Source organism: Frankia sp. CcMO1 (assembly GCF_977945845.1).
In genome coordinates, this window is sequence record NZ_CDWTMG010000028.1 from 27,967 (window position 1) to 35,867 (window position 7,901).

Below are 7,901 nucleotides of genomic sequence, written 5' to 3' on the forward strand. Positions count from 1 at the left end.
CGGGTTCGATTCCTGCGCCAGGAGAAGGTCGGGTGTGGCGCTCACGAGTGGCCTCCGGACTCCGCGGTCACCGAGTGCGTCGGAGCCGGGTCAGACTTGCCGATATCGGCATAGGTCGCCGTCACCGTCGGCGTGATGATGTCGAGCAGCGGCTTGGGGTAGACCCCGAGCGCGACGATGAGCGCGACCATCGGGGCGACGACGAGCTTCTCGCGCAGGCTGAGGTCGACCAGGACCTTGTTCTCCTCGTGCACCACCGGCCCGGTCATCGTCCGCTGGTAGAGGTACAGGATGTAGATCGCGGCCAGCACGATGCCGGTGGTCGCGACGATCGCCAGCGGCTTGTTCCGGGTGAACGTCCCCATCAGCACCAGGAACTCGCTGACGAAGCTGTTCGTCCCGGGCAACGCCAACGACGACAGTCCGGCGACGAGGAACACCCCGGCGAGCACCGGCGTCACCCTGGCCAGACCACCGTAAGCGCCGACGTCACGGGTGCCGCGGCGCGCCACCAGGAAGCCCACGACCATGAAAAGCAGGCCGGTGGACAGGCCGTGGTTGACCATGTAGAGCACCGCGCCGCTGCCCGCCTGGGAAGTGAAGGCGAAGGTGCCCAGCGCGATGAAGCCGAAGTGGGCCAGCGAGGTGTAGGCGACCAGCCGTTTCATGTCCCGCTGCCCGATGGCGAGCAGGGCGCCGTAGAAGATGCCGGTCACCGCCAGCCCCAGCACCAGCGGGGCGAAGTAGTCGGCCGCGTCGGGGAACAGCGGGATGCAGTACCGGATCAGTCCGAACGTGCCCACCTTGTCCAGCACCCCGACCAGCAGCACCGCGCCGCCGGTGGGCGACTGCGCGCCGGCGTCGGGCAGCCAGGTGTGGAACGGGAACAGCGGGGCCTTGATGGCGAACGCCAGGAAGAAGCCGAGGAACAGCAGCTTCTGCACCTCGGGGGTGATGTCCATCTGCCGCAGGGTGGCGAAGTCGAAGGTTCCGCTGCCGAGGTTGTCGGCGGAGACGACGTACAGCCCGATCACGGCGGCGAGCATCAGCAGGCCACCGAAGAGGCTGTAGAGCAGGAACTTGACCGCCGCGTAGGAGCGCTGCGCTTGCTCCCTGACCGGGCCGTAGCTCCCGATGAGGAAGTACATCGGGATGAGCATCGCCTCGAAGAAGACGTAGAAGAGGAAGACGTCGGTGGCGGCGAACACGCCGATCATCCCGGCCTCCAGCGCCAGCAACAGCGCGAAGAACGCCGGGACCGACCGCCTGCTCCGCGTCCCGGCTCCGGGCCCGGAGCCGTCCGCCCCGACGGCGGCCGCGCCGGTCGGGTCCGTCGCGCCGGTCGTCCCGCCATCCGCGTCTGCCTCGTCCCAGGACACCAGGACCACGACCGGCACCAGCAGCGCGGCCAGCAGGATCAGCACCAGCGAGATGCCGTCGGCTCCCACCGAGTAGGAGATGCCGAAGGTTTTGATCCAGTCGTAGGACTGGCCGAACTGGAAGCCGGCCTTGTTCGGGTCGTAGGCAGCAGTCGCAAGGACCGCGAGCACCAGGACCGCCAGCGAGAGCCCGAGGGTGAGCTGCTTGGCGAGGGTCGACAGCCGGCGGGGCAGAGCGGCGACGATCATCGCACCCGCGACCGGGACGATCAACATGATCGTCAACCAGGGGACTGTGTGCATGTCAGCCCGCCCTCACCAGCAACAGCGCGCCGACCACGAGGACGGCACCTCCCAACATTGACAGAGCGTAGGACCGGACGAAGCCGGTCTGGAGGCGGCGCATCCGCCCCGACAGGCCGCCGATGGCGGCGGCGCTGCTCCGCACGAGCCCGTCGACGCCGACGAGGTCCAGCCAGACCAGGAAACGGGTCAGGTACTGGCCAGGCCGCATCGCGACGGTCTCGTTGAAGGTGTTCGCGAACAGGTCGTGACGGGCGGCGACGGTGACCAGGGTGACCTTGGAGTCCGGCGGGGCCGTCGCCTCGACCGGGCGCAGCTGGTAGCGCACATAGGCGCCGGCGAAGCCGCCGACGGTGACCACCAGTGTGAGCAGGGTGAGGACGAGCGGCGAGAAGGTGTGGACGCCCTCGACGTGCGTCCCGGCGACCGGTTCGAGCCAGTCCTGCAACGAGTGGCCGAGGACGAACAGGCCACCGGCGAGGACCGAGCCGACGGCCAACACGATCATCGGCCCGGTCATCGACACCGGGGACTCGTGCGGATGCCGGACGTGCTCGCCCTCCGTCGTCCAGCGCGGCCTGCCGTGGAAGGTCATCAGGAACAGCCGGGACATGTAGAAGGCGGTGATGCCCGCGCCCAGCAGCGCGATCGAGCCGAGCAGGTATCCCGATGTCCCACCCTTGTCGAAGGCGGTCTCGATGATCCGGTCCTTGGTGAAGAAGCCGGAGAACCCGGGGAACCCGATGATCGCCAGGTAGCCAAAACCGAAGGTCACCCAGGTGATGGGCATGTACCGCCAGAGCCCGCCGTAGTGGCGCATGTCCTGGTCGTCGTGCATCGCGTGGATCACCGAGCCGGATCCGAGGAACAGGCCGGCCTTGAAGAAGCCGTGGGCGAGCAGGTGCATGATGCCGATCGCGTAGCCGGCCGGTCCCAGCCCCACCGCGAGGAACATGTACCCGATCTGGCTGACCGTCGAGTAGGCCAGCACCTTCTTGATGTCGTCGTAGGCGCAGCCGATGACGCAGCCAATCAGGATCGTGACCGCCCCGATGATCACTACGACGGTGCGAGCGGCCTGCGTCTCGTTGAAGATCGGCCCGGCCCGCACGATGAGGTAGACCCCGGCGGTGACCATGGTTGCCGCATGGATGAGCGCGGAGATCGGGGTCGGGCCCTCCATGGCGTCCGGCAGCCAGGCCTGCAGTGGGAACTGACCGGACTTGCCGCACGCGCCGAGCAGGAGCAGCAGCGCGATCGCGGTGATCGTGCCGTAACCGATGACGCCCGCGGCGGCCGAGCCGAACACGTCGGCGTAGCTCGTCGACCCGACGGTGGCGAACATGAACATGATCGCGAGCACCAGCCCGACGTCCCCGACCCGGTTCATGTAGAAGGCCTTGTTCGCCGCGGTGGCGGCGGCCGGCCTGTACTCCCAGAACTTGATGAGCAGGAAGGACGACAGCCCGACCAGCTCCCAGCCGGCGTAGAGCGACAGGAAATTGTCGCCCAGGACGAGCAGCAGCATCGACGCCAGGAAGAGGTTCATGTAGGCGAAGAACTTCCGCCGGACCGGGTCGTGCGCCATGTAGCCGATCGAGTAGATGTGGATCAGTGTCCCGACCCCGGTGATCAGCAGCACAAAGACGACCGAAAGCTGGTCGACCAGCAGACCGACGTCCACCTGGAAACCGTTGACTGGAATCCAGGAGTACAGCTGCTGGGACAGCGCCCGGTCGTCACCGGGGCGGTCGAGCAGGCCGGCGAACAGCACCAGACCGATCACGAAGCTGGCGGCGGAGGTCAGTGTGCCGAGCAGATGCCCGAACCCGTCGGTCCGCCGGCCGCCGAGCAACAGCACCGCGGCTCCGGCCAACGGAAGCGCGATGAGCAGCCAGGTCAGCGAGAAGACCCCCGACGCGGCCGCATAATGGATCTTGCTGCCGCCATGTTCGGCGGCGGCGAGCAGAAGCGGGTCAGCGTTCATCGCGACTCCGCCGCGGATGCCATTGGCGATAATGCGTCACTGCAGTGTCGTCCGTTCTTCCGTGGCCGACGGCCGGTCGCAGCCGCGTTCCGGCGGCGGGAGCGGACCGGAGAGTCCACCCGACCCGGTCCGCGGTGGGAATGCTGGTCAAGATCTGGTGCTCGCGCTCGTACTCGTGCTTGGCTGGGATCTAGTACTTCAGCAGGTTCACGTCATCCACCGACGCCGAGTGACGGGTTCGGAAGATGCTGAGGATGATGGCCAGGCCGATGACGACCTCGGCCGCGGCGACGACCATGACGAAGAAGGCCATGATCTGCCCGTCGAGGGTCCCGTGAATGCGGGAGAACGTGACCAGAGTCAGGTTCGCGGCGTTGAGCATGAGCTCCACCGACATGAACACGACGATCGCGTTGCGCCGGACGAGGACCCCGACCGTGCCGATGGTGAACAGTAGCGCGGAGAGGATCAGGTAGTTCGCGGGGTTCATCGACCGTCCCCCTTATCGGCGCCGATGGGCGCCGAGCCGTTCGCGTCCCGGGAGATGCCGCCGCCCGGCTCGCCGGGCGTCTCGGGGATGCCCCCGATGCCCGAGGCGCGCCCGCCGCCCGGCAACAGCCCGAGCGTGTCGGCGGAGTCATGCCGGGCGAAGACCCCCGGCCCGGGCAGCGGGGTGACCTGACGGCCCTCGGTGAAGCGCCGCCGCATCCACTCCCGCTGGCTGATCCGGCCGCCTTCGCGTTCCCGGTGGCCGAGGATCATCGTGCCGATCGCGGCGACGACAAGCAGCGCCGAGATCGCCTCGAAGACGAAGACATAGTCGGTGAACAGCAGGCGGCCGATCGCCTGGACGTTGCCGCCGGTGTTCGCCTCGGACAAGCCCGTGGCGCTCCCGCCGTCGATCGCCGAACCGATCGGGAAGGCCAGCAGGCCCGCGAAGCCGAGGCCGAAGACGATCGCGCCGAGGCGCTGACCGCGGATGGTCTCCACCAGCGAGTCGGACGAGTCGACCCCGACGAGCATCAGCACGAACAGGAACAACACCATGATCGCGCCCGCGTAGACGATGATCTGCACGAACCCGAGGAACGGTGCCTCCTGGATCAGGTAGAACACCGCGACGCAGAACAGGTTGGCCACCAGCAGCAGCGCCGAGTGCACGGCGCTGCGGACCATCACCATGCCGAGTGCGGCCAGCACCGCGACCGGGGCGAGGATCCAGAAGGTCGCGGCCTCACCGGTGGAGGTGCTGGTGATGTCCCCCGCCGCGGCGGCGAGGATCTCGTGGTTCATCGTGGTCGCTCCGAACCGGCGCCGTGGGCGGGAACCTCGTCCGCCCGGGAGTGCTCGCCCGCCGTCCGCCGGGCGATGACGTCTGCTGCCTCCCGCTCCGCGGCCTGCCCCGCGGCCTGCTCCTGCCCCGCGGCCTGCCAGGGCAGCGGGGCATCGGGGTCGCGGGTGTAGTAGTCGGTCTCGCTGGAGCCGAGCCGCATCGGATGCGGCGGCGCCTCCATGCCCTCGCGCAGCGGAGCGAGCAGCTGTTCCTTGGTGAAGATCAGATCCTGTCGGCTGTCGTCGGCGAGCTCGTAGTCGTTGGACATCGTCAGCGCCCGGGTGGGGCAGGCCTCGATGCACAGCCCGCACAGGATGCACCGCAGGTAGTTGATCTGGTAGACGCGGCCGTACCGCTCGCCCGGGGAGTACCGCTCAGCCTCGGTGTTGTCCGCGCCCTCGACATAGATCGCATCGGCCGGGCACGCCCAGGCGCACAGCTCGCACCCGACGCACTTCTCCAGGCCGTCGGGATGCCGGTTGAGCTGGTGACGGCCGTGGAAACGCGGGGCGGTCTCCTTTTTTTCCTCCGGGTACTGCTCGGTCGTCGGCTTCTTGAACATCGTCCCGAAGGTGACGCCGAACCCCTTGTACGGGTCGAGGATCCCCATGACTCAACGCTCCTGACGCGGACCGGGGTCCGCGGGGATGACAGTGGACGACCCGTTGGCCGAGGCACCGGCGGACACCGCCGGACGGCCCCGTCCACCGGCCGGCGGTGGGGGCGGCCACGGGATGCGGTCGAGGCTCGGCGCCTCGGCCAACTTGCGCTGCTCGGCCTCCTCCAGCTCCCGCTGGTGCCTCGCGCCGCCGGGATCAATGAGCGCGACGATCAGCAGGATGCCGACGACCACGCCGAACCCGACGAGCCAGGGCGTGCGGTCGTCCACGTGCTTCTGGTAGACGCGGAAGGTCGCGACGGCCAGCACCCAGACCAGACCGACCGGGATGAGCACCTTCCAGCCGAAGCTCATGAACTGGTCGTACCGCAGCCGCGGCAGCGTCCCGCGCAGCCAGATGAAGAAGAACAGGAACGCCAGCAGCTTGAGGACGAACCAGATCAGCGGAATCCAGCCGGAGTTCAGACCGGACAGGCCGGGGATGGGCGGAGGCTGCCAGCCCCCGAGGAACAAGGTCGTCGCGATCGCCGAGACGGTGACCATGTTGATGTACTCGGCCAGGAAGAAGAACGCGAACTTGATGGAGCTGTACTCGGTGTGGAACCCGCCGACCAGTTCGCCCTCGGCCTCGGGGAGGTCGAGGGGGGTCCGGTTCGTCTCGCCGACCATCGAGATGCAGTACAGGACGAACGACGGCACCAGCACGATGTACCAGCGACCCGACTGGCTCGCCACGATGCCGGAGGTCGACAGCGTGCCGGCGTAGATAAACACCGCGACGAACGCGAGCCCCATCGCGACCTCGTAGGAGATAATCTGCGCGGCCGAACGCAGCGAGCCGAGCAGCGGGTAGGTGGACCCGCTCGACCAGCCCGACAGGATGAGCCCGTAGACACCGAGGGAGGCGGCCGCCAGCAGGTAGAGCACGCTCACCGGCAGGTCCGCCAGTTGCAGCGTGGTCCGCTCCCCGAGGATCGAGACCTCCGGACCGAAGGGGATCACCGCGAAGGCGAGGAACGCGGGCACCGCGGAGACGATCGGCGCCAGGATGAAGATCGGCTTGTCGGCGAGTACCGGGATGAGGTCTTCCTTGAGCATCAGCTTGGCGCCGTCGGCGAGGCTCTGCAGCCAGCCCCTCGGGCCGTGGCGGTTCGGGCCGACCCGCTGCTGCATCTTCGCGACGACCTTGCGCTCGAACACGATCGCGAACAGCGTCATCAGCAGCAGGAAGGCGAACACCGCGACGGCCTTGAGCAGGATCAGCCAGAACGGGTCGTCGGCGAACGCATGCAGGTCCGGATCCGCGGCCGCGGCCCAGACGAGCGTGGGCGGGGTGGCGCTCATGCGCGGCCTCCGGGAGTGTCGTCCCCGGCGGGAGTGTCGTCCCCGGCAGGGGGATCGTCCTCGGCGGGGGTGCTCGTCCCGGCGGCGCCCACCCGGACGAGGACCCCGGCGTGCCCGGCAAGCGTCCGGCGCACGTGCGAGCCCGGCGAGTGGGTCGGCACCCAGACCACCCGGTCGGGCATCGCCGTGACCTCGACGGGCAGGGTGATCGAGCCGCGGGGGGTCGTGACGGTTACCCGCCCCCCGGCCACGGCGCCGATCTCGGCGGCGGTCGCGGCGGACAGGCGGGCCACCGCCGGGCGCGCGGTGCCCGCCAGGTAGGGCTCATCGGCCTGCAGAGCGCCGTCGTCGACGAGCTGGTGCCAGGTCGCGAGCACCGCCTCACCCACCCCCGCGACCGGCGGCTCGGCGATCGGCTCCGACGGGGCGGGCACCCGGCTCACACCGTCGCCGGCCCGGCCCAGGGCGCGCAGCTCGCGGGCGGCCGCGCCGGCGTCGGGCAAGCCGAGGTCGAGGCCCATCTCGGCGGCGAGCAGGTGCAGCACCCGGACGTCCGGCAGGGCCGGGGTGTCCAGGGCCCGCTGGAACGGTCGCAGCCGGCCCTCCCAGTCGACGAACGAGCCGGCCTTCTCCGCCACCGGGGCGATGGGCAGCACCACGTCCGCGACCTCGGCGATCGACGACCGGCGCAGCTCGATCGAGACGCAGAACGGCATCCGGGCGAGCGCCGCGAGCGCACTCGCCGGATTCGGCAGGTCCTCCGCGTCGACCCCGGCCACGATCACCCCGTCGAGCCGCCCGGCCGCGGCGGCGGCCAGGATGCCGTCGGTGTCGCGGCCGGGCGCGCCGGGCAGCGGACCCCCCCAGACCTCCTCGACCTCGGCGCGCCCGGCGGCGTCGGTGACCGGGCGGCCGCCGGGCAGCAGCGAGGGAAGC

Annotated in this window: 7 protein-coding genes; all 7 read right to left on the reverse strand. The window is 69.4% G+C overall.

Annotated features, from left to right (window positions below; all coding sequences use genetic code 11):
• Positions 1-41 precede the first annotated feature (41 nt).
• Positions 42-1,682 carry an NADH-quinone oxidoreductase subunit M gene (locus AC08OU_RS06235; RefSeq protein ID WP_476599984.1) on the reverse strand — a complete coding sequence of 547 codons (1,641 nt, stop codon included), beginning with the start codon at positions 1,680-1,682 and terminating at the stop codon, positions 42-44.
• A gap of 1 nt (position 1,683) precedes the next feature.
• On the reverse strand, positions 1,684-3,669 hold the full coding sequence (nuoL, locus tag AC08OU_RS06240) for an NADH-quinone oxidoreductase subunit L (protein WP_476604489.1): 1,986 nt from the start codon (positions 3,667-3,669) through the stop codon (positions 1,684-1,686).
• 190 nt (positions 3,670-3,859) lie between these two features.
• Complete coding sequence (gene nuoK, locus AC08OU_RS06245) at positions 3,860-4,159, reverse strand: NADH-quinone oxidoreductase subunit NuoK (RefSeq protein ID WP_462185661.1); 300 nt, start codon at positions 4,157-4,159, stop codon at positions 3,860-3,862.
• The gene (locus AC08OU_RS06250) at positions 4,156-4,962 is read right to left on the reverse strand and encodes an NADH-quinone oxidoreductase subunit J (protein WP_476604490.1); all 807 of its coding nucleotides are present in this window, start codon (positions 4,960-4,962) and stop codon (positions 4,156-4,158) included. The genes nuoK and AC08OU_RS06250 overlap by 4 nt, the downstream gene beginning before the upstream one ends.
• Positions 4,959-5,612: an NADH-quinone oxidoreductase subunit NuoI gene (gene nuoI / locus AC08OU_RS06255; RefSeq protein WP_476601371.1), complete on the reverse strand. Its 654-nt coding sequence runs from the start codon at positions 5,610-5,612 to the stop codon at positions 4,959-4,961. Before nuoI ends, AC08OU_RS06250 begins: the two co-directional genes overlap by 4 nt.
• A 3-nt stretch (positions 5,613-5,615) precedes the next feature.
• Positions 5,616-6,965, reverse strand: coding sequence for an NADH-quinone oxidoreductase subunit NuoH (gene nuoH / locus AC08OU_RS06260; RefSeq protein ID WP_476601370.1), 1,350 nt, complete (start codon positions 6,963-6,965; stop codon positions 5,616-5,618).
• Positions 6,962-7,901: molybdopterin dinucleotide binding domain-containing protein (locus AC08OU_RS06265; protein WP_476604491.1), on the reverse strand; the 940-nt coding region annotated here is incomplete at its 5' end. The genes AC08OU_RS06265 and nuoH, both read right to left, overlap by 4 nt.

Coding starts and splice junctions, on each gene's coding strand:
- nuoH (WP_476601370.1), bottom strand. CDS start 6,965: ATGAGCGCCACCCCGCCCACGCTCGTCTGGGCCGCGGCCGCGGATCCG.
- nuoK (WP_462185661.1), bottom strand. CDS start 4,159: ATGAACCCCGCGAACTACCTGATCCTCTCCGCGCTACTGTTCACCATC.
- nuoL (WP_476604489.1), bottom strand. CDS start 3,669: ATGAACGCTGACCCGCTTCTGCTCGCCGCCGCCGAACATGGCGGCAGC.
- nuoI (WP_476601371.1), bottom strand. CDS start 5,612: ATGGGGATCCTCGACCCGTACAAGGGGTTCGGCGTCACCTTCGGGACG.
- AC08OU_RS06250 (WP_476604490.1), bottom strand. CDS start 4,962: ATGAACCACGAGATCCTCGCCGCCGCGGCGGGGGACATCACCAGCACC.
- AC08OU_RS06235 (WP_476599984.1), bottom strand. CDS start 1,682: ATGCACACAGTCCCCTGGTTGACGATCATGTTGATCGTCCCGGTCGCG.